At 68.6% G+C, this 19,284-nt stretch carries 16 protein-coding genes and 1 pseudogene; 12 read left to right on the top strand and 5 right to left on the bottom strand.

The genetic code is table 11. The features are described 5' to 3' along the window. Positions 1-27: 27 nt before the first annotated feature. The 4 genes and pseudogenes from ACJH6H_RS10265 to ACJH6H_RS10250 form a co-directional block, all read left to right on the top strand. Positions 28-1,146 (top strand): annotated as a pseudogene (locus ACJH6H_RS10265) (acyl-CoA dehydrogenase family protein); the annotation flags it as partial. 204 nt (positions 1,147-1,350) lie between these two features. After that, positions 1,351-2,160, top strand: a complete 810-nt coding sequence (locus ACJH6H_RS10260; protein WP_406774811.1) for an acyl-CoA dehydrogenase family protein — start codon at positions 1,351-1,353, stop codon at positions 2,158-2,160. Between the two features lie 89 nt (positions 2,161-2,249). Further along, complete coding sequence (locus ACJH6H_RS10255; RefSeq protein WP_406774783.1) at positions 2,250-2,735, top strand: hypothetical protein; 486 nt, start codon at positions 2,250-2,252, stop codon at positions 2,733-2,735. A 42-nt stretch (positions 2,736-2,777) separates the two neighbouring features. Beyond that, complete coding sequence (locus tag ACJH6H_RS10250) at positions 2,778-3,245, top strand: hypothetical protein (protein WP_406774782.1); 468 nt, start codon at positions 2,778-2,780, stop codon at positions 3,243-3,245. A 30-nt stretch (positions 3,246-3,275) separates the two neighbouring features. Here ACJH6H_RS10250 and ACJH6H_RS10245 read toward each other — a convergent pair whose 3' ends face one another. After that, positions 3,276-4,061, bottom strand: a complete 786-nt coding sequence (locus tag ACJH6H_RS10245) for a crotonase/enoyl-CoA hydratase family protein (protein WP_212814458.1) — start codon at positions 4,059-4,061, stop codon at positions 3,276-3,278. A 147-nt stretch (positions 4,062-4,208) separates the two neighbouring features. On the opposite strand from ACJH6H_RS10245, the gene ACJH6H_RS10240 reads away from it, so the two are divergent. The 4 genes from ACJH6H_RS10240 to ACJH6H_RS10225 all read left to right on the top strand — a co-directional run bounded on the left by ACJH6H_RS10240 (position 4,209) and on the right by ACJH6H_RS10225 (position 8,392). Continuing rightward, entirely contained in the window at positions 4,209-4,961 is a 753-nt protein-coding gene (locus tag ACJH6H_RS10240; protein ID WP_244872892.1) for a lysophospholipid acyltransferase family protein, read from the top strand. 54 nt (positions 4,962-5,015) lie between these two features. After that, a complete protein-coding gene (fadD12, locus tag ACJH6H_RS10235) occupies positions 5,016-6,587 on the top strand; it encodes an acyl-CoA ligase FadD12 (protein WP_406774810.1) in 1,572 nt (523 codons plus the stop codon). Further along, complete coding sequence (locus ACJH6H_RS10230) at positions 6,577-7,809, top strand: alpha/beta hydrolase (protein ID WP_406774781.1); 1,233 nt, start codon at positions 6,577-6,579, stop codon at positions 7,807-7,809. The genes fadD12 and ACJH6H_RS10230 overlap by 11 nt, the downstream gene beginning before the upstream one ends. A 217-nt stretch (positions 7,810-8,026) precedes the next feature. Beyond that, positions 8,027-8,392: a hypothetical protein gene (locus ACJH6H_RS10225; protein WP_406774780.1), complete on the top strand. Its 366-nt coding sequence runs from the start codon at positions 8,027-8,029 to the stop codon at positions 8,390-8,392. 19 nt (positions 8,393-8,411) lie between these two features. Here the strand turns inward: ACJH6H_RS10225 and ACJH6H_RS10220 are convergent, their stop codons facing one another. Next, positions 8,412-9,830, bottom strand: a complete 1,419-nt coding sequence (locus ACJH6H_RS10220; protein ID WP_212807955.1) for a wax ester/triacylglycerol synthase family O-acyltransferase — start codon at positions 9,828-9,830, stop codon at positions 8,412-8,414. Positions 9,831-9,877: 47 nt separating this feature from the next. After that, the gene (locus ACJH6H_RS10215; RefSeq protein WP_406774779.1) at positions 9,878-11,101 is read right to left on the bottom strand and encodes an alpha/beta hydrolase fold domain-containing protein; all 1,224 of its coding nucleotides are present in this window, start codon (positions 11,099-11,101) and stop codon (positions 9,878-9,880) included. 144 nt (positions 11,102-11,245) lie between these two features. On the opposite strand from ACJH6H_RS10215, the gene ACJH6H_RS10210 reads away from it, so the two are divergent. After that, positions 11,246-13,405 (top strand): acyl-CoA dehydrogenase, encoded by a 2,160-nt coding sequence (locus ACJH6H_RS10210; RefSeq protein ID WP_406774778.1) that lies wholly within the window; start codon positions 11,246-11,248, stop codon positions 13,403-13,405. Between the two features lie 89 nt (positions 13,406-13,494). Then, positions 13,495-14,712, top strand: a complete 1,218-nt coding sequence (locus ACJH6H_RS10205; RefSeq protein WP_406774777.1) for a septum formation family protein — start codon at positions 13,495-13,497, stop codon at positions 14,710-14,712. Positions 14,713-14,782: 70 nt separating this feature from the next. On the opposite strand, the gene ACJH6H_RS10200 is transcribed toward ACJH6H_RS10205, so the two are convergent. Together ACJH6H_RS10200 and ACJH6H_RS10195 are read right to left on the bottom strand one after the other, a co-directional pair. Continuing rightward, positions 14,783-16,141 (bottom strand): WS/DGAT/MGAT family O-acyltransferase, encoded by a 1,359-nt coding sequence (locus tag ACJH6H_RS10200; RefSeq protein ID WP_406774776.1) that lies wholly within the window; start codon positions 16,139-16,141, stop codon positions 14,783-14,785. 44 nt (positions 16,142-16,185) lie between these two features. Then, complete coding sequence (locus ACJH6H_RS10195; protein ID WP_212807951.1) at positions 16,186-17,673, bottom strand: amino acid permease; 1,488 nt, start codon at positions 17,671-17,673, stop codon at positions 16,186-16,188. Positions 17,674-17,783: 110 nt separating this feature from the next. On the opposite strand from ACJH6H_RS10195, the gene ACJH6H_RS10190 reads away from it, so the two are divergent. Beyond that, positions 17,784-18,701 carry an alpha/beta hydrolase gene (locus ACJH6H_RS10190; RefSeq protein WP_318984797.1) on the top strand — a complete coding sequence of 306 codons (918 nt, stop codon included), beginning with the start codon at positions 17,784-17,786 and terminating at the stop codon, positions 18,699-18,701. A 271-nt stretch (positions 18,702-18,972) separates the two neighbouring features. Further along, on the top strand, positions 18,973-19,242 hold the full coding sequence (locus tag ACJH6H_RS10185) for a hypothetical protein (RefSeq protein WP_020103427.1): 270 nt from the start codon (positions 18,973-18,975) through the stop codon (positions 19,240-19,242). Positions 19,243-19,284: the final 42 nt, after the last annotated feature.

The raw sequence follows: 19,284 nt of genomic DNA, 5'->3' as shown, positions 1-19,284 counted from the left end.
CTGCGGCGCCATGATTACTGTTGCCCGATGGACGATTTCGATGAGCTCCGCGCCGACGATGGTGACCTGGCGGAACTGCGCGACGACCTGCGCCGGTTCCTGGCCGAGGACGCGGCGCAGTTCGGCTGGCAGCCCGGTGTCGACTGCTGGCTGTCGAAGTGGGACGCCGACTTCAGCAGGCGGCTGGCGGTGGCCGGCTTCGTCGGGCTGACCATCCCCGTCGAGTACGGCGGCCGCGGGCGCAGCCACATGCACCGGTACGTCGTCACCGAAGAGCTCCTGGCCCACGGCGCCCCGGTGGCCGCACACTGGATCGCCGACCGGCAGGTGGCGCCCGCCCTCCTCAGCTACGGCAGCGAGGAGCAACGGCGCCGGATCCTGCCCCGAATTGCTTCCGGCACTTTGTATTCAGCCATCGGCATGAGTGAGCACGAGGCGGGTTCCGACCTGGCCGCCGTCACCACCAGGGCCACCCGCACCGACAGCGGCTGGCTGCTCAATGGCAGCAAGGTCTGGACCAGCGGCGCGCATCTGGCCCACCAGATCGTGGTGCTCGCCCGCACCAGCCCCCTGGACCCCAAACATCGGCACGCGGGATTCAGTCAGTTCATCGTCCCCACCGACGCTCCGGGCGTCACCATCGAGCCCATCGTCCAGATGAACGGTGAGCACCATTTCAACGAGGTGCTGTTCGACGACGTCGCGCTGACCGACGCCGACCTGCTGGGCACGGTCGGCGCCGGCTGGCATCAGGTGACCTCCGAACTGGGTTTCGAACGCAGCGGTCCGGAGCGCTTCCTGTCCACGGCCACACTGCTTTTCGCCCTCGTCGAGGCACTGCGGGACGAACCCCGCGCCGACGTCGGCGACCTGATGGCACGGATGATTTCGTTGCGCCAACTCTCGATATCGGTCGCCCGGGCCCTGACGGCCGGCCAGGACGCCGCGGTGTCCGCCGCGCTGGTGAAGGACCTCGGCACCCGCTTCGAACGGGATTCCGTCGAGATCGCCGCGGAGCTGCTGGACCGGTACGACGGCCCCGACCGCCGGCGGCTGCAGACGATGCTGGACACCGCCCGCGTGCACGCCCCGCTGTTCACGCTGCGCGGCGGCACGAATGAGGTCCTGCGCGGCATCGTCGCCAAGAACTGGACCAAACAGGCTGCTGCCGAACAGCCTTCGGACGAGTATGCGGAATTGCGCGAACTGGCCGAGCAGATCGGCCGGACGGCCGCGCCCGCGCGGACATTGCCGCTGACGTTCGACGACGCGTTGTGGCGCACCGCCGAGGGTTCAGGGCTGACCCGGCTGAGCAGTGAGCCCGACGCCGGGCCCGCCGCCACGGCCGTCGTGCTGGGCGCTCTGGCCCGCCACGGGGCCGCGGTACCGATCGCCGAAACCGATGTGCTGGCAACATGGTTGGCCGCCGAAGCCGGCCTGCCGATACCGGAATCGGGGCCGCTCACACTCGCGGTGGACGGCGTCGCCACCTGGCCACAATGCGGGCCCATTGTTGTGGCCACTCGAGGTGCCGACGCCCTGTACGTCGCGCTGCGCGACGCGCCGACACTCGTCGACGACGGATACAACCTCGCTGGCGAACCCCGCGCCATCGTCGAATTCGACACCGCGGCAGCCGATGTCGTCCAGCTGCCGCTCGCGGTCGCCGACGAGCTGACCATCCGCGGTGCCTGGTGTCGCTGCGTGCAGATCGTCGGCGCCTTCGATGGGGCCGCACAACTGACCGTCGCGCATACCGAGACGCGCATACAGTTCGGCCGCCCGCTCGCGGCGTTCCAGGCCGTGCAACACTCGCTGGCCACGATGCTCGGGGAGATCGAGCGCGCCAGAGCGGCAACCATTCTGGCGATCACCGCCGCCGCTCGGTACGGCTTCGGCGACGACCGCACCGCCTACGCCACCACGGTGGCCAAGGTCGCCGTCGGCCGGGCCGTCGCCCCGGTGACGACCATCGCCCATCAGCTGCACGGCGCCATCGGCACCACGGCGGAACATCCGCTGTGGCGCGCCACCCTGCACGCACGCAGTTGGGCCGATGAGTTCGGTAGCACCGGCCGGCACGCCCGGCGACTGGCCGACCGCACCGCGACGACGGACGCCTGGGATGTGACGGTGGGCCGCAGCGGAAACCCGTTGTGACCTAAGTCAATATCCGCGCGGAAAGTGCGTTCCGTCCGCTTGTGACGGCCACCACTGCGCTACCGGCGGTCTCGGTAAAAACTCGACACATGTCCAAGAAGAGTGGCGCTTTCGCCGCGATGGCCGTCTGTGCCGCCCTGCCCGCCGCGACCGTCGTCGCGGCGCCCGCCCAGGCCGCGGGCACGGCCCGTCAGACCCTGATGTCGCGGGCCTACACCTGCGATCGGCAGCCGATCAACTACATGAAGTTCCGCTTCCCGGCAGTCCCGACGGCGGAGATCACCTCCGACGGGCGCACCGCCAGCGCCCACATCGAGATGCTCGACGGTGCGCGCAACGCGCAGTACACGGTCCGCGTGATCCCGGCACCGCATGCCACCCTCGGCTGCCTGCCGGGCGACCCGAGCATCGGCACCGCCCCGCTGAGCACCGACGGCTGGGGCAACGGCAGCGCCACCGTCCAGCTGCCCGTCGCCCCCGGCACCACCGGCGTCTGGGTCGCGGTCGATCTGCCCCAGCCGCATTCGCAGAGCCCGGCCGAGTTCTACAGCAGCGACTTCGTCGCCTCGGTCTGACCCCACTGGCCGACGACAGCCGTCTCCCGGTAGAACAAACACATGCGCTACCGGGAGAACATGACGTCGCGGCGACTCAACGGCGGCCAGGCGGCCGTATTGGCAGCCGCCCTGCTGCTGGCCGGATGTTCGGGCGACAAGCAGCCGGCGCAGCCGAGCACCTCGGCATCGAGCGCTCCGGCGCAGAGTTCCTCGGCCGCCCCGAGCACGCCCGCGGCGGAAGCGCCGCCGTCACCCACCAGCCGTCAGCTCGACGGCGGGACCTGCCTGCAACTCACCGGCGCGGTGGTGAACCTGATGTCCGGCGCGTCCCCCGAGGACTCGAAGGCAGCCGGGGACACCATCAACGGTTTCCACCCGCCGGCCGATGTGCAGGCCGCCGTGACGCATTTCGTCAAGACCAACGGCCTGCACAGCAGCGATCCCGACCGCAGCCAGTTCAGCCGCACGCTCAACAACTGGGTTGAGCAGCAGTGCCCCGTGCAGCAGCCGGAAAAGAAACCGAGGTAGCAGCATCGGCTGAGCCGATGGTCGGCAGCCTCAGCTACCGGTCCACTGCGGCGCGCGCTTCTCGGCGAAGGCCACCGCGCCCTCGCGCGCGTCTTTCGACATGAAGACCGGCCCCAGAATGGCGCCCTGCTTCTCCCACTTCTCGGCGTCGGACCAGTCGGACGACTCGACGATGATGCGCTTGGTCGCGGCGACCGCGAGCGGCCCGTTCGCGGTGATCCGCTCGGCCAGTGCGAGCGCGGCATCGAGTGCGCCACCGGGCTCGGTCAGCTCGTTGACCAGGCCCAGTTCGTGCGCCCGCGTCGCGGTCAGGTTGTCACCGGTGAGGGCGAGTTCCATGGCGATGGCGTACGGGATGCGCTGCGGCAGCCGCAGCAACCCGCCGGCGCCGGCGACCAGGCCGCGCTTGACCTCGGGGATGCCGAATGCCGCCGCGTTGGAGGCGACGATCAGGTCGGCCGACAGCGCCAGCTCGGTGCCACCCGCCAGGGCGTAGCCCTCGACAGCCGCGATCAGCGGCTTGGCCGGCGGACGCTGGGTGAAGCCGAGGCCGCGATCCGAGAGGATGTTCTCGCCTTTGGCAAACGCCTTCAGATCCATGCCCGCACAGAACGAGCCGCCGGCTCCCGTCAGCACCGCGACGGACAGTCCCGGGTCTTCGTCGAGGCGGTCCGCGGCGGCCGCCAGGCCCTTGCTGACCGCTGAGTTGACAGCGTTCTTGGCCTGGGGCCGATTGATGGTGATGATCAGTATGCGGTCGCGCTGTTCGACGAGGACAGCATCTTCGCTGGTGGCTTCTTCGGTCACGACGGTGATGCTAGCCACAGGGGATTGGCGTCCGGCGGTCAACCAGTGAATAATCGAAAATTAGAACATGTTCTAGTTTTTGCCGCAGTCAGAGGAGAAACCGTGGCCAAGCTGCCCGAAATCACCAAATTCGACCCGGAGCTGACCGAGAAGGTCATGGGGATTCTCCGACCGCTGCTGAAGGTCTATCACCGATCCGAGGTCCGCGGATTGGAGAACATTCCCCTCGGCGGCGCACTGGTGGTGAGCAACCACTCGGGCGGCATGCTGCCCATGGACGTGCCGATCTTCTCGTCGCACTTCTACGAGAAATACGGCTACGACCGCCCCGTCTACACCCTCAGCCACGCCATGCTGATGGTCGGCCCGACCGCGGACTTCTTCAAGAAGACCGGCTACATCCTGGCGAGCCACGAGAACGCCGACGAGGCACTGCGCTCCGGCGGCCTCGTCGTGGTGTTCCCCGGCGGGGACTACGACGTCTACCGGCCGTCGACCGACGCCAACAAGATCGACTTCGACGGCCGCAAGGGTTACGTGAAGGCCGCGATCAACGCCGGCGTCCCGATCGTGCCGATGGTCGGCATCGGCGGCCAGGAGACCCAGCTGTTCCTGACCCGCGGCGAGAAGATCGCCAAGGCGCTCGGTCCCATCGCCCGCGCCGCGCGCGCCAAGGTGGTGCCGCTGTCCATCGGGCTGCCGTTCGGGCTGTCCGCCGTGCTGCCGCTGAACCTGCCGCTGCCGTCGAAGATCGTCATGCAGGTGCTGCCGCCCGTCGATCCCACGGCGATCGCGTTCGCCTCCGGCGATGAGCCCGACGTCGATGCCGTCGACGCGCACGTCCGCAAGGTCATGCAGGACGCTCTCGACGAACTCGCCGAAGAGCGCCGCTTCCCGGTAATAGGCTGACCGGCCGTGGGAATCACCGACAAGCTGACCGCGACGGCGGGCCTGGTCAACACCATGGTGCGGGCCGGTGTCATCGCCCCGCTCCGCCCGGACAAGTACGTGCGGATCGCCGGTGCCATGGCGCGCGAAAACATGAGCGTCACTTCGGGCTTCGCGAGTTCCGCGCAACGCTGCGGGAACCGCCCCGGCCTCATCGACGAGCTGGGCACGCTGACCTTCAGTGAGCTCGACAAGCGTGGCGACGCGTTCGCCGCCGCCCTGCAGACGCTGCCCTCGGCCAAGGTCGTGGGCATCATGGCACGCAACCACCGCGGCTTCGTCGACTCCCTGATCGCGGCCAACCGCATCGGCGCAGATGTGTTGCTGCTCAACACTTCCTTCGCCGGCCCGGCGATGGCCGAGGTCGTCGCCCGCGAGAACGTCGACGTCATCATCTACGACGAAGAGTTCACCGCGACGGTCGATCGTGCGCTCGAGGGCCGGACCGGCACCACGCGAATCGTGGCGTGGACCGATACCGACGACCACCCGCTGACCGTCGAGTCGCTCATCATCGACCACCTGGGGCTGCAGCCGCGACGCACCGGCGAGAAGAGCCGCGTGATCCTGCTGACCTCCGGAACCACGGGAACTCCCAAGGGCGCCAAGCATTCCGGCGGTGGGCTGGACGCACTGAAGGTCATCCTGGATCGGACGCCGTGGCGCACGGAGGAGACGACCGTCGTCGTCGCGCCGATGTTCCACGCCTGGGGCTTCTCGCAACTGGTGTTCGCGGCATCGATGGCCTGCACCGTCGTCACCCGCCGCAAGTTCGACCCGCAGGCCACGCTGGCGCTGGTCGACAAGTACCAGGCGACCGGATTGTGTGTCGTCCCAGTGATGTTCGACCGCATCATGGAGCTGCCGGACCACATCCGCAACCGGTACAGCGGCCGCTCGCTGCGGTTCGCCGCGGCCTCGGGTTCGCGCATGCGGCCCGACGTCGTCACTTCGTTCATGGACCAGTTCGGTGACGTCATCTACAACAACTACAACGCCACCGAGGCCGGCATGATCGCCACCGCGACGCCGACCGATCTGCGCGCCGCCCCCGACACCGCCGGCCGCCCGGCCGAGGGCACCGAGATCAAGATCCTGGACGCCGACTTCAACGAGTTGCCGACAGGCGAGGTGGGCACCATCTACGTGCGCAACTCGACCCAATTCGACGGCTATACCTCCGGTGCCACAAAGGATTTCCACCAGGACTACATGTCCTCGGGTGACGTCGGATATCTAGATGCCGCGGGCCGGCTCTTTGTGGTGGGCCGCGACGACGAGATGATCGTGTCGGGCGGCGAGAACGTCTACCCCATCGAGGTGGAGAAGACGCTGTCCACCCACCCGGACGTCGCCGAGGCCACGGTGCTGGGCGTCGAGGACGAGCAGTACGGCCAGCGCCTGGCCGCGTTCGTCGTGCTGGCCGACGGGGCAACGGCTACCGAGGACGTCCTCAAGCAGCACGTGCGCGACAACCTCGCCAATTACAAAGTGCCACGGTCGATTACGGTGCTCACGGAGCTGCCGCGCAACAGTACCGGCAAGATCGACCGCCGCGAGCTGAAGGCGCTGGCCGATGGCGCGTAAAACGGTGACCCTGCTACGGGCCGTCCTCGGTCTCGTCAACGCCACCAACGCGGCCAGCCCGCTGGCCCGGTCCGGGAACCCCGGCATCGTCGCGTTCGCGTACGGCTGGCCGTCCAGTGAAGCGGCCGGCTTCGTGCTCAGTTCCTCGGTGCTGTCCGCGATCCGCCGGGGCCGGCGTGGCGCCTTCTCGGGCACCAGCGGCCGAATCGCGTTGGCCATCAACGCGATCACGTGGTCCATCCTGGGCTACATCCTCATCCGGAGCCGGAGCTCGCGGCCCGCGTTCGAGGAGCCGCTGGATGACGTGATCGGTCCGCGCAACCCGGCCGATCCCGGCGTCCCGCGCCTGCCCGGCATCGGGCGCACCATGCTGTCGCGCCGCAAGTACAACAAGGACACCGTCAAGTACGGCCCGCACCGCGCCAACCTTGCCGACATCTGGCGCCGCCCGGACCTGCCGCGTGACGGTAAAGCCCCTGTGCTGCTTCAGGTTCCGGGTGGTGGCTGGATGCTCGGCGATCGTCGGCCGCAGGCGTACCCGCTGATGGGCGCCCTGGCCGACCGGGGCTGGATCTGCGTGTCCATCGGCTACCGCGTCAGCCCGAAACATCAGTGGCCGGCGCACATCATCGACGTGAAGCAGGCCCTGGCCTGGGTCAAGGAGCATATCGCCGAGTACGGTGGCGATCCCGATTTCGTCGCGATCAGCGGCGGCTCGGCGGGCGGTCACCTGTCCTCGCTCGCAGCCCTGACTCCCGGAGATCCCCAGTGGCAGCCCGGTTTCGAAGATGCCGACACCTCGGTGGTGGCCGCAGTCCCGGTCTACGGCCGGTACGACTGGTTCGGCTTCGAAGGCCCTGGCCGCGCCGAGATGATGCGGGCCCTCGAGCAGCTGATCATCAAGAAGCGGTACGCCAACGACTCGCAGGTGTTCCTCGACGCTTCGCCCATCAAGCGGATCGGTCCCGACGCGCCACCGTTCTTCGTGCTGCACGGCACCAACGACACGTTGATCGACGTCCAGGAGGGACGGGACTTCGTCGCAGCGCTGCGCGAGCAGTCACCGGCACCAGTGGCGTACGCCGAGATCCCCAACGCGCAGCACGCATTCGACGTCTTCGGCTCGGCGCACGGCCGCTACACCGCCGAGGCGATCACGCGGTTCCTGGAGTGGGTGCGGGCGGAGAAGGCGAAGGTCGCCGACTCCGAGAGTGTCGGCTAACCAGCGGTCCGGCCGGCCCGGCGCTCTCATCAACATGTCCGATCTGGACCCGTCACCTTGGGCTGACATTGTCACCTTGGGTTGACACTGTCAGCCCAGGGTGACGGCTCCCAGCCCGAACACACTTGGAGACGGGTCGCACCAGTCTCGGTCACACGAAACGTGTCGGTCCGTCGGCACATACTTTCCCCAGTGACCGACCCCGGAAGGTACAGCCATGACCTACCCAACCGAGCGGCTCTGGTGGGAACCACAACAACGCCGTCCGACGCGCGAAGAGATCGATGCCGCCGGCGATGCCTTCCGAAAAGCACATGGCCTTGACGTCGATGATGACGACGACGATTGGTCATTTGATGACGAACCCGCAGAACCCGATCCAATAGCCGCGGATGTATTCGGCGGCATCAGCCGACGAGCGCTGGCTCAGGCTCGCGACGATCTCGTCAGCGCCAAAACGCAATACGAGCAGGCCGTCCGCCAGGCCCGCGCCAACGGATGGACCTGGGCCGAGCTCGGTCGGATCATGGGCGTGTCACGCCAGGTGCTCCACAAACGATTCCGCAACCGCCCGGCGGACTGACGCGCCACCGGACGCAAATCTACTGCGCCATGGCGGTCTCGACGACCGTCAGCTCCTCGGAAAGCCCTGCGGCCCTGCGGATCTGCTTGAAGTCCGCGACCATGCCGGCGGTCACCTCATGCGGATCGTCGGTGGTGGCACCGTCGGCGAGCACCGAGATGTTGAGCTGGTCGACGTAGCTCCACACCGTGATGTTCAGCCCGCTGCCCGCGGTGAGCGGTCCGACAGAGTAGATCTCGGTGACGGTCGCGCCGCCGACCTTGCCGCGTTCGCGGGGCCCCGGCACGTTGGAGATGTTGAGGTTCAGTACCTTGTTCTGCCCGTCCTTGTTGGACAGGCGGCGGAACATCGATTCCATCGGCGCCGGCGGCATGTAGGCCGCCCACCGGGCGACCAGCTCCGGGCCGACCAGCTGATGACTCTCCTTGGCCAGCAAGGCGGCCTCGCGGGCCTGCTGGACGCGCTGCGCGGCATCGTCGACGTCGACGGGCAACGCGATCAGCACACCACTGAATCGGTTGCCGGAGATGCGATCCGGTGAAAAGTCGTAGCTCATCGGCACCGACGCCAGCAGCGCGTGGTCGGCCTTGCCGTCGTATTTCAGCAGCAACTCGCGCAGCGCCCCCGACGACATCGCCAGCACCAGGTCGTTGATGGTGACGCCGAGCTTCTTGCTGGTCTCCTTGACGTCCGCGAGCGCCAAAGTCGCTGTGGCGAAACGCCGTTGGGGTGTGATGACGTGGTTCATGAAGCTCGGGGGCGGCGTGAACGGCCGGGTCAGTTCGGGCGACAGCTTGCGGCTGCTCTTGCGTACCCGCGCCATGCCGTCGGCGGTGTACTTCACGACGCCGGGGAACCGCGCGATCTGCCGGAGGTGATCCGCGAACGCGGACCGGACGAGCTGGCCGCGCGACGGTGCCGGATCCGTCACGTACAGATCGTTGTCCCGCTGCGGACCCTCGGTGATGTCCATGCCGAGCGCCAGCAGGTTGGCCGAGGCCACCCCGTCGGCCAGCGCGTGATGGATCTTGCCGACCACGGCGACCCGCCCGTTGGCCAGGCCTTCGACGAGGTACATCTCCCACAGCGGACGGCTGCGATCCAGTGGGGTACTGGCGATTTCGCCGATCGCCTCGTCGAGTTCACGGCGGCCACCGGGCGCGGCCACCCGCCACGGCCGGACGTGATACTCGAGGTCGACCTCGGCATGCTCCCGCCACATGGGGTGGTGGAACTTGAACGGGATGTCGACGAGTTGATAGCCGAAAGGCTCCAGCTTGTGCAGGCGTTCGCGGAGCACGCGGCGGAACTCGTCGATGCCGAACGTGCGGTCGCCGAGGCCGGCGAGGTCGATGACGGCAATCTTGAGGGTGTGCATGTGCACGTTGGGCGTTTCCGAATACAGCAGGAACGCGTCCCACCCACTCAGTCGTTTCACTCGACCTCTCCTGCGCTTCGGGTCAGAACCTCGGCCGGTCGATCGGTCTAGACGACCTCTTCGACGCAGTGCTGGTTCTGGTTCCGGCGAACCTCATCGAGGAACAACCCTATGGCAGTGGCCATCGATCCCGTGCGGGCACCGTCCGTCATGTCGAAACCGTGTCCGGCACCGGGCAATTCGATGTAACTGACCGTCGACGCGGACACCGCGCGCAGCTCGTGTACGAAGTCCCGCGCCTGCGCCACCGGAATGACGCTGTCGCCGCTGCCGTGAATGACCAGGAACGGCGGTGCGTCGCGGTGCACGCGCGCGATCGGCGAAGCCTGCCGGTAGATCTCGGGATGCTTGTCGATGCGGCGCCGGACCACGACGCGCTCCAGGAAGTCGACGAATTCCTCGCGCTCCTTGGTGGACCGGTCCTCCCAGTCGTATCTGCCGTAGATACCGACGACGGCGTCGACCGAGGTGTCGGCGCCCTCGGGCAGCTCGGTCTGCAGTTCGGGATCGTTGGCGGTCAGTCCGGCCAGCGCGGCGAGATGCCCACCGGCCGAGCCGCCGGAGATCGCGATGAAATTGCGGTCGCCGCCGAACTTGTCGACGTTGGCCCGGGCCCAGGCGATCGCGGTCTTGACGTCGGTGATGTGTTGCGGCCAACGGTGATTCGGAGCCACGCGGTAGTCGATGGACAGACAGACCCAGCCCTGCTGGGCCAGATGGCTCATCAGGGCGTAGCCCTGCAGCAGCCGGCTGCCGTGCACCCAGGCCCCGCCGGGCAGGTAGATCAGAACCGGGGCCGGCTCGGCCGGCAGGTCGTCGGCGCGCCAGACATCCAGCAGCTGCGACGGGCTGTCGCCGTAGCGCACCGAGGTGCGGTGCACCTGGCGCCGGTGTTCGCGTGCGCGCCAGAACGGCGGCGTGCGCTCCGGCGCGGGCCATTTGATGTCGAGTTCGGCCGGGGGCACGACGCCCGTCAGCGCGGCCCGAACGACCTCGTTGGTGCAGTCGCGCTCGGCGCGGCGGATCTCGGCAACGCTGGGAGTGAACAGAGCCTTCGACGTCGACGCCCAGAAGCTGGGCACGTGCCGCATACCCCAGAGGGTCATCGCGGTGGCGCCGCCGAGCGGCTCGAGGCTCTTGCCGATCACGGGCAGCGACGCGGCGGCCGTGGCCATCGCCAACAGGTGATCGGAGGGCTTGGCAGCCATGAACCAGCGCAGCCGGGTGGCCAAGGAAGGGCTGTGAACATCATTGTTCGGTCGAGCCGTCATTTCGCGAGCGTACACCGGCCTGACCACGGGGTTTCGGGGCCACAGCACATTCGCGGTCACAGTTCGGCGACTGTTCATTTGTGAAGTGCATCACAGCTGGTCAGGACCTATTCGAAGCCGTACCGTCGTGCTTACAGTCGAGCCATGGGTACCTCCGCGCTGGCGATCACCGACGACCACAACGACCTCGCGGACTCGGCGACGGGACTGCTGCGCCGGCTCGGCAGCCGGGCCGCCGCCCGCGCCACGCTCGAGGGCGGACCGTCGCATCCCGCCGGTTTCTGGACGGCCGCGGCGGATCTGGGCTGGCAGGGCCTGGCCATCCCCGAGGAGTTCGGCGGGTCCGGGTTCGGGTTGCCCGAGCTGGCGGTGGTACTCGAGGCGCAAGGCCGCGACCTGTGTCCCGGGCCGTTCCTGCCGACCGTCGCCGCGGCCGTCGTCATCGACCGGTGCGGAACGGACGAGTTGCGTGCCGCGCTGCTGCCCGGGCTGGCCGATGGCAGCACCGTCGCCGCGCTGGGATTGTCGGGCCACGTTCACAGCACTGCCCACACCGTGTTCGGCGAGAGCCCGACGGTGCTCGGCGCCCCCGATGCCGCGCTGCTGGTCCTGGTCGCCGGCGACGACGTAGTGGTCGTCGACGCGCAGGCCACCGGCGTCACCGTCACCCCGCTCGACAGCGCGGACACCACGCGCAGCATCGGCTCGGTGACGCTGGACCAGGCCGAGGCGATCGCCGTCATCCGCGATGCGGCGACCAAGGCGCACACCGCTTTTCGCATCCTGGCCGCGGCCGAGGCCGTCGGGATCAGTTGGGCGGCACTGGAAATGGCCGTCGAATACGCCAAGGTGCGAGAGCAGTTCGGCCGCACCATCGGCACCTTCCAGGCCGTCAAGCACCACGCCGCCAACATGCTGGTGGCGGCCGAACTCACCACCGCCGCAGCGTGGGATGCGGCTCGCGCCGACGATCTGGACGACGCCTGGTTCGGCGCGGCGGTGGCCGCCACCCAGGCGATCCACAGCCAGGTCTTCAACGCCGAGAACAACATTCAGCTGCACGGCGGCATCGGCTTCACCTGGGAACACGACGCACACCTGTATCTGCGCCGCGCCCTCACGCTGTCCGCGCTGACCGCGGACGGCGCCGACCCGCTGGCCGATGTGGTCGACGGACAACGCACCGGCCGGGCCCACGGCGCATCGTTCGCCCTCCCCGAGGAAGCGGCCGAATACCGCACCGCCGCCCGCGATGCCGTCGCCACGCTGCGGTCACTGCCCGAGGACGAGCAGCGGGACTTCCTTGTCGATTCCGGCTATCTGGTGCCGCACTGGCCCAAGCCGTGGGGCCGGGACGCGGGCGTGCTGGAGCAGTTGGCCATCGAGGAGGAGTTCCGTGACGTCGAGCGGCCCGACCTCGGCATCACCGGCTGGGTGACGCTGACCATCGCCCAGGCCGGCACCGACGACCAGCGTGAGCGCTGGGTGTATCCGGTGCTGCGCGGCGAGATCATGTGGTGCCAGCTGTTCTCCGAGCCCGAGGCCGGCTCGGACGCGGCCGCCGTGCGCACCAGCGCCAAGAAGGTCGACGGCGGCTGGCTGGTGACCGGCCAGAAGGTATGGACCAGCCTGGCCCAGTACTGCCAGTGGGGTCTGGCCACGGTGCGCACCGATCCCGATGCTCCCAAGCACGCCGGCGTCACGATGATGGCGATCGATATGAAGGCGCCCGGCGTGACCGTCAACCCCCTCAAGGGCCTGACCGGCAACGCCCACTTCAACGAGGTGTTCTTCGACGAGGTGTTCGTCCCGGACGCCGACGTCATCGGTGACGTCAACAAGGGCTGGCTGGTGGCGCGCGCGACGCTGGGGAACGAGCGCCTGTCGATCGGCGGCGGCTCCGGCGCGCAATCCGGCTTCAGCGCGGACGACCTGGTCGCCCTGTTGGACGCGGCACCGCCGGAGCAGGCGGCCGGGCTGCGCGACCGCGCCGGCGCGGTGATCGCCGAGGGACACACCCTGCGGCTGCTGAATCTGCGACGGATCAGCCGCGCGATCGCCGGCACCGGTCCGGGACCCGAGGGCAATGTCACCAAACTGGTCGTCGCCGAGCAGGGGCAGCGGCAGACGGAGCTGGGCATGAAGCTGGCCGGTCCCGCGGCCGTGACCGGGCAAACTCCCACACTCACCCAGGCCTACCTGGGCTACCGCGCCATGACCATTGCCGGCGGTACCTCGGAGATCACCCGGAACACCATCGCCGAACGCATTCTCGGACTGCCCCGCGACCCTTTGCTCAAGTAGTCCTCCGCCCGTCACGAGACGGTAGAGACTCGGTGGAGATCGATCCGCCAAGCTGCGTAGATCGGCCGAATATGTCACGCTAGGCACCGATGAGTGTGCTATCGGTCAAGTTCTGGGCGCCACGCCGCGCTTTGCTAGCGGCTTTGCTGTGCGCCCAGCTGATCGCCGGCGTGGTCACCGTGGCCGCTGTCGGCCCGTCCGCCGGCGGCGCGACCGAAGCCGACCACACCGACGCCGTCTTCCGCAGCGCGCACGCCGGCAGCTGCCTGACCTGGCAACCGGAGCCGCCACAGCGCCCCGCCTTCGTCCAGTGCAGCAGCCCGCACCTGTTCGAGGTCGTCAACTCGGTCCAGGGCGACGGCGACCAGGAATCCTGCGCCGTGTCGGGCCGCCGGTACCTCGGACCGCGCTACGACCCCAACGGCCGGTTCGCGTACGGCCTGCTGCGCTCGGTGGGTGCCGAGGGTGCCGGATCACACATCTCCTTGTGTGGGTTGCAGCTGCCCGGCCCGAATGGCGAGCAGCTGCCGTTCCGCGGGCTGGTCGCCGAGCAGGACCAGTCCCGGGTGTGGCCGCCGGGCACCTGCCTGGGCGCCGACATGAAGGGCGGTCAGACGGGCCTCGTACCCGTGGACTGCGCCGAGCCGCACTCGGTCGAGGTCGTCGGTCCCATCGACCTCGGCGCGCACTTCCACGACGGCCCGCCGCCCTCGGACGCCGACCAGGAGGATGTACTGCGACCCGCCTGCCTCACGATGGCCGCCGCGTATCTGGCACCAAAGACCTTGTCCGCCAGCGCATTGACCGTCAACCACCGGCCCATCGGGCCGGCCAGCTGGTCCGCTGGCAGCCACCAGGTGCTCTGCACGCTGGCACCGCGGACACCCGGCCCGATGACCGGCAGCATCAAGGCCCCGGGCGGCGCGACCGCGGTGCCGGCTCCGGTGGCCCCGCGCCCGGTGGCACAGGCGCCCGTCACCACCGCCACGACCGTCGCCCCGACGAGCAACACCCCGACCACCGCCGCGGCTCCGGCGGTCGCGCCGAGTGCCGAAGCGGTGGCGCCGTCGTCTTCGTCGTCGTCCTCGTCGGCGGTGACTCATACCGCCGAGGCACCGAGTCCGGCGGTCACCGACACGACCGTGCCGCCGGCGCCGCCGGCCTCGCCCGTCGACAACCCGGCGCATCCGCCGCTGGCGCCCCCGGCCGAGCCGGCAGCTCCCGCCGAGCCGGCACCGCCGTCGCACGTGCTCGAGATCCCGGGTCTGGCCCCGATCACCCTGCCCTGGGCGCCGCCGCCGCTGTAAGGCGCGCGCCGAACGTGAACTTGATGGCGAGAAATCCGCGAAAAGTCGCCATCTTCTTCACGTTCGGCGGCTAGCGGACCGCCGCCTCCAGGTCCGTCAGCGAGTCTTCGAGGTGGCCCAGCAGTCGCTGCAGGTGCGGCACGCTGTGCCGGCAGCCGACCAACCCGAAGTCGAGGTTGTCGCCGTTGTTGACCAGCGTGATGTTGAGCGCCTGCCCGTCGAGCGCGATCGACAGCGGATAGTTCCCGTCGAGCCGGGCGCCCTTCCAGTACATCGGCACCCGCGGCCCCGGCACGTTCGAGATGACGATGTTGAACGGCGGCGGGGTGGCGTCGACGAAACCCGGCACGGCGGACAGCGCGATCGGGGACAGCAGCAGCGCCGACAGGGCCATGGACTCCGTCTTCGACAGCCCCGAGAACACCTGCTTGTTGCCGCGCATCGAGTCGGCGATGGTCTGCAGCCGCGTCGCCGGATCCTTGACGTCGGTGGCCAGGTTGCACAGGAGCGCGCCGACCTGGTTGCCGCCGGCATCCGCGTCGGCCTCGGACCGCAGGCTCACGGGGACCATCGCGATCAGCGGCGCGTCGGGCAGGGCGTTCTGCTCGAGCAGGTAGGCCCGCAGCGCACCGGCGCACATGGCCAGTACGACGTCGTTGACGGTGACGCCGCCGGCGGCCTGCTTGACGGCCTTGATCCGGGCGATCGGCCAGGACTGCGCCGCCACCCGCCGGGCGCCACCGATCTTGACGTTGAACATCGTCTTCGGCGCACTGAACGTCCGGGTCAGGTTCTGCTCCAACAACACCGCGCGAGCCACCCGGAACGCCGATGGCGCGAGACCGGCCGCCGCGCCGACGGCACCCACCGCCGAACCGATCAGGGACGGGCTCTGCTTCGGCGCCCGTTTGCGGGACGGCAGGTCCCACGGCACCCGCACCTCCTGCTCGGCCGGGTCGTCGGACAGCGTGCGCATCGCCATCCGCAGCGCCGAGACCCCGTCCAGTAGCGCGTGGTGGGCCTTCGAATAGACCGCGAACCGGCCGTCTTCGAGTCCCTCGACCAGGTACGTCTCCCAGAGCGGTCGGTGCCGGTCCAGCAGGCTGGTGTGCAGCCGTCCGCACAGGTCGAGCAGCTCGCGAACTCTTCCCGGCCGGGGCAGCGCCGAGCGCCGCACGTGGTAGTCGACGTCGACGTCGTCGTCATAGGCCCAACCGAAGCTGGCGATGCCGCCCAGAATCCGCGCCGGGCGTTTGCGATAGGTGGGGTTGAAGTTGGTGTGCGCCAACATGTCCTGATAGAGCTCGGGCAGGAACTCGGGCCCGGCCCCGTCGGGTGGGGTGAACAGCTGGAGGCCGCCGACGTGCATCGGATGCTCCCGCGATTCGCCGAGCAGGAACATGGCATCGGTCGGCGACATGATCTCCACCAGCCAAGTAAACCCCTAATCGGCCGGCGGTAAACGTCAACGCGTCAAGGTTGACGTTCGCCCGGTGGCGGCGGGTTGGCGACCACCGGGAACTGGCCGGTGAAGCCCTCGCGCTCCTTGGCGATCGCCAGGACCCGGCCCCGCGCCGCGTACCAGCCCAGGATCAGCGCCGGGATGATGAGCACCAGCGTCGCCACCGTCCAGGTGCCTACCGGCTTGTCGAACGCCATCAGCACCAGCACCGCGGCCAGGAATGCCAGCGTGGCGTATCCGGTGTACGGCGCACCCCACATCCGGAACGCCGGCCTGGCGATCTCACCGCGCTGCGACCAGCGGAAGAGTTGCAACTGACAGATCACGATGGTGGCCCACGACGCGATGATGCCCAGCGCCGCCATGTTCAGCACGATCTCGAAGGCCTGCGCCGGCACGACGCCGTTGAGCACGACACCGAGCAGGCCGATGCTGGCGGTCAGGCAGATACCGCCATAGGGCACACCGCGTTTCGACATGACGCCGGTGAACTTCGGGGCGCTGCCGTTCATCGCCATGGAACGCAGGATGCGGCCGGTCGAGTACAGCCCGGCGTTCAGGCTGGAGAACGCCGCGGTGAGCACGACGACGTTCATCAGGGTGCCGGCGCCCTCGAAACCGATCTTCGAGAAGAACGTGACGAACGGGCTCTCCCCCGGCTTGTACGCCGAGTACGGCAGCAACAGGCCGAGCAGCACCAGCGAGCCGACGTAGAAGAGCGCGATGCGGAAGATCACCGAGTTGATGGCGCGCGGCATGATCTTGTGCGGTTCTGCCGTCTCACCCGCCGCGGTGCCGACGAGTTCGACTGCGGCATAAGCGAAGACGACGCCCGAGGTCACCACCACCAGTGGTAGCAGGCCGGTCGGGAACAGGCCGCCGTGGTCCGCGATGACGCTGAAGCCGGTGGACTGACCGTCGACCTTGAAGCGGCCCGCCAGGAACACCGTGCCGACGACCAGGAACGTCACCAGCGCGACGACTTTGATCAGGGCCGCCCAGAACTCGAGCTCGCCGAACAGCGTCACCGAGATCAGGTTCATGCTCAGCACGATGGCCAGGGCGATCAGCGCGATCAGCCACTGCGGGATCGCGTCGAACGCCGACCAGTAGTGGAAGTAGGTGGCAATGGCGGTCGAGTCGACGATCGACGTCATGGCCCAGTTCAGGAAGTACATCCAGCCCGCGACATAAGCCGCCTTCTCCCCGAGGAACTCCCGCGCGTACGACACGAACGACCCCGACGACGGCCGGTGCAACACCAGCTCGCCCAGGGCCCGCAGGATCAGGAAGACGAACCCGCCGCAGATCAGGTAGACGAGGAACAGCCCCGGCCCCGCGTTGTGCAACCGTCCACCGGCACCCAGGAACAGGCCGGTGCCGATGGCGCCGCCGATCGCGATCATCTGCAGCTGACGCGGTTTGAGGGTGTGGTGGTAGCCCGCGTCCTCGGCCGTCAGACCGGGTGGCTCGGCATGCTTGTGCGGCGTGGAAGTCATAGCGTTTCAGTGAACACTGATGCTCAGTTTCGCGCAGGACAACGAGTTTCCTGTGTGTGAACTGCAGGCGTGTCCCGCCCGGACGCGCGCCGATCAGTAATGTCGGTTGGATGCCGGGCCTCTCGCAAACAGTCGACTTCCACCCCGAGCTGGCGCGGGCCGCGCGGTTCATGCCGCGCAGCCCCATCACGCCGTGGAACCTCCGGTTCGTCCGCGTACTGTCCGACCTGCAGGAACGCCGCACCCCCGACAACGTCGAGGTGCTGACGCTGGCGTCGGGCGTCGGAATCCGGCTGCACCGCCCGTCCACCGGCGCGGACCGGGGCGGCGCGCTGCTGTGGATTCACGGCGGCGGCTACGTCATCGGCAGCCCGGCGCAGGACGACGCGCTGTGCCGGCGTTTCGCGGACGCCCTGGGCATCACCGTGGCCGCGGTCAAATACCGGCTGGCGCCCGACAATCCGTATCCGGCCGGGCTGGAGGACTGCTACACGGCGCTGCGCTGGCTGGTCGACCTGCCGGCTGTCGACCCGGCACGGGTGGCGGTCGGCGGCGCCAGCGCCGGCGGCGGCATGAGCGCGGCGTTGGCGCAGCTGGCGCATGACCGCGGTGAAATACCCCTGGCAGCACAGCTTTTGGTGTATCCGATGATCGACGACCGGTCGGGCAGCCGGCCCGGACTGGACCATCCGGGACACCGGCTGTGGACCCAGAAGTCGAACCGCTTCGGCTGGCGCGCGTATCTCGGTGGCGCCGACCCCACGGTGGCCGTCCCCGCCCGGCGCGCCGATCTGTCCGGTCTCCCGCCGGCCTGGGTCGGGGTCGGGACCTTCGATGTCTTCCACGACGAGGATGTCGAGTACGCCGAGCGGCTGCGGGCGGCGGGCGTGCCGTGCGAACTGGAAGTGGTGCCGGGCGCTTATCACGGGTTCGACGGCGTCGCCGCCAAGACCCAGGTGGCCCGGGCGTTCTTTGCCAGCCAGGTCGAGTTCCTGCGGCCGCTGCTGAACCCGGCCGTCGTCGGCTAGCCCCGACGGCTAACTCATCGCGCACCAGCACCGCTGATGCGGCTGCCGCAACCCGCTGCGGCACTGACGATCCCGCCCGCCAGGTGCCGCCCGAACGTGATCTTCGTTACTTAGATTATACTATCTAATCGATGTTTATGCAGGTCATGCACGGTTTTTGAAATATTAGCCGATCAAATAAACCCTTGCGGGGAAGCATTTCGGGGCGCATGGTTGTTGAACAGACCAACGACCACCTCGGTCGTGATCTTCACCGAGAAGAGGCACGGCAATGACCACCCTGACCCATCAGACGACCGAAAACATCGGCCCCCTGCGGCAGCTGTTCCGGCGTTCCACCGCTGTGGTGGTGCTGACGGCAGCAGGTCTGGGCGTGGCCGGCTACATGGCCCTCGGCATGCTGCAGGACAAGCCGGCCGACCCGGTGCTGCCCGCGTTCTCCGCGGTCCCCGTCCCGTCCGCTCCGGACATGGACAAGCTGCAGAACCTGGGCCAGCTGGCCGCCATCGTGCAGAGCCCGCAGGCGCACCCGGCCCGCTGAGCCCCGCCCGCTGAGTCCGACACCCCGATCTGACCACTGAGC

The sequence above is a fragment of the Mycobacterium sp. SMC-21 genome (assembly GCF_045310825.1).
GTDB lineage: Bacteria > Actinomycetota > Actinomycetes > Mycobacteriales > Mycobacteriaceae > Mycobacterium.
The sequence above is the reverse complement of the archived record's forward strand: the minus strand, read 5'-3'. Positions and strand labels throughout refer to the sequence as shown.

What these genes read in the sequence shown, in the direction of transcription:
- ACJH6H_RS10225 (WP_406774780.1), top strand. Translation starts at nt 8,027, where the DNA reads ATGACCTACCCAACCGAGCGGCTCTGGTGGGAACCACAACAACGCCGT.
- ACJH6H_RS10250 (WP_406774782.1), top strand. Translation starts at nt 2,778, where the DNA reads ATGCGCTACCGGGAGAACATGACGTCGCGGCGACTCAACGGCGGCCAG.
- ACJH6H_RS10190 (WP_318984797.1), top strand. Translation starts at nt 17,784, where the DNA reads ATGCCGGGCCTCTCGCAAACAGTCGACTTCCACCCCGAGCTGGCGCGG.
- ACJH6H_RS10210 (WP_406774778.1), top strand. Translation starts at nt 11,246, where the DNA reads ATGGGTACCTCCGCGCTGGCGATCACCGACGACCACAACGACCTCGCG.
- ACJH6H_RS10185 (WP_020103427.1), top strand. Translation starts at nt 18,973, where the DNA reads ATGACCACCCTGACCCATCAGACGACCGAAAACATCGGCCCCCTGCGG.
- ACJH6H_RS10205 (WP_406774777.1), top strand. Translation starts at nt 13,495, where the DNA reads ATGAGTGTGCTATCGGTCAAGTTCTGGGCGCCACGCCGCGCTTTGCTA.
- fadD12 (WP_406774810.1), top strand. Translation starts at nt 5,016, where the DNA reads ATGGTGCGGGCCGGTGTCATCGCCCCGCTCCGCCCGGACAAGTACGTG.
- ACJH6H_RS10255 (WP_406774783.1), top strand. Translation starts at nt 2,250, where the DNA reads ATGTCCAAGAAGAGTGGCGCTTTCGCCGCGATGGCCGTCTGTGCCGCC.
- ACJH6H_RS10240 (WP_244872892.1), top strand. Translation starts at nt 4,209, where the DNA reads ATGGGGATTCTCCGACCGCTGCTGAAGGTCTATCACCGATCCGAGGTC.
- ACJH6H_RS10195 (WP_212807951.1), bottom strand. Translation starts at nt 17,673, where the DNA reads ATGACTTCCACGCCGCACAAGCATGCCGAGCCACCCGGTCTGACGGCC.
- ACJH6H_RS10215 (WP_406774779.1), bottom strand. Translation starts at nt 11,101, where the DNA reads ATGACGGCTCGACCGAACAATGATGTTCACAGCCCTTCCTTGGCCACC.
- ACJH6H_RS10230 (WP_406774781.1), top strand. Translation starts at nt 6,577, where the DNA reads ATGGCGCGTAAAACGGTGACCCTGCTACGGGCCGTCCTCGGTCTCGTC.